Source organism: Anaerobacterium chartisolvens, from assembly GCF_003337415.1.
GTDB lineage: Bacteria > Bacillota > Clostridia > Acetivibrionales > DSM-27016 > Anaerobacterium > Anaerobacterium chartisolvens.
This window is the reverse complement of sequence record NZ_QPJT01000076.1, coordinates 1-1,363: the sequence shown is the minus strand read 5'-3', so window position 1 is coordinate 1,363 and position 1,363 is coordinate 1. Positions and strand designations below refer to the sequence as shown.

At 47.6% G+C, this 1,363-nt stretch carries 1 protein-coding gene; it reads left to right on the top strand.

Annotation, left to right across the window (positions count from 1 at the left end):
* Window positions 1-50 precede the first annotated feature (50 nt).
* Entirely contained in the window at window positions 51-1,241 is a 1,191-nt protein-coding gene (locus DFR58_RS21590; protein WP_114300515.1) for an IS256 family transposase, read from the top strand.
* The last annotated feature ends 122 nt before the right edge of the window (window positions 1,242-1,363 follow it).

Genomic DNA, 1,363 nt, shown 5'->3' with positions numbered 1-1,363 from the left:
CGGAGGTTATGAAAATGAGACAGTCAAAAAACATTCTCACAGAAAAGGAAATGGAACTTGTAAGCCTGCTGATGCAGGACTGCCAAAGCACGGGTGATATTCAGTCAAAATTAAAACGTCTTTTTGCCGGGACAATTGAGCAGATGCTGGAAGCCGAGATGGATGGGCATCTGGGTTATGAAAAGAACAGCTCTGAGGGAAAGAATTCTGGCAACAGCCGTAATGGCTACAATCACAAGACCATTATCAGCGATTACGGAGAGAGCGAAATAGCCATACCACGCGATCGGAACGGCGAGTTCGAGCCGAAAGTCTTGGAAAAGCGGCAGACCAGGACGGATGAAATCGAACAGAAAATCATGGCAATGTATTCCAAAGGGATGAGCCAGCGGGACATTGAGGATAATCTGCGGGAGATTTATGGGGCAGAGATACCGCAGACACTGATTTCCAAAATAACGGACAAAATCCTACCGGAAGTAAACGAGTGGCAGAACCGGCCGCTGGAGTCAGTTTACCCGATCATATACTTTGACGGGATCGTGTTCAAAAGCCGCAAGGACAGCCAGATCATCAACAAATGCGTCTACTCGGTGCTGGGCATTGATATGAATGGGCAGAAGGACATCCTGGGCATCTGGATCAGCGAAAACGAGAGCGCAAGCTTTTACGCATCCATCTGCTCCGACCTGAAAAAGCGCGGCGTACAGGATATTTTTATCGCCTGCCACGACAATCTGAAAGGCCTTGGCGATGCCATAAATGCAGTTTTTCCGAAGACAAAGCAGCAGCTTTGCATCGTCCATCAGATCCGAAATTCTACCAAATTCGTGCAGTACAAGGACAGAAAAACAATCTGCGCAGACCTGAAGAAAATCTACGGTGCGGTGAATCTTGACGATGCAGAGTATGCAAAGGAGGAATTCAGGGAAAAATGGGATAGGAAGTACCCGTCCATTCTACGGTCCTGGGATGCGAACTGGGCAGAGCTTACAACGTTTTTCAGTTATCCCGAACAGATACGGCATTTAATTTACACGACAAACGCAGTGGAGGCGTATCACAGAATGGTGCGAAAATTCACAAAGGCAAAATCCATTTTCCCCACTGACGACTCGATACGGAAAGTGGTATTTCTTTCGGCTAAGGAAATTACAAAAAAGTGGACGCAGCCGTCAAGGGACTGGGCAATGGCCTATAGCCAGATTATGATATTCTTTGCGGATAGGCTGGTGGCGTAAGACCTTGAGGGCTCTGCCCTCAAACTCCCGAGGTTTATCCGCTTGGAGCTTACCGATGAATAGAAAAACGGCGAACAATAAAGTCCGCCATTCATCGTATAAGCTGCAGCAAGCGTTGGGTC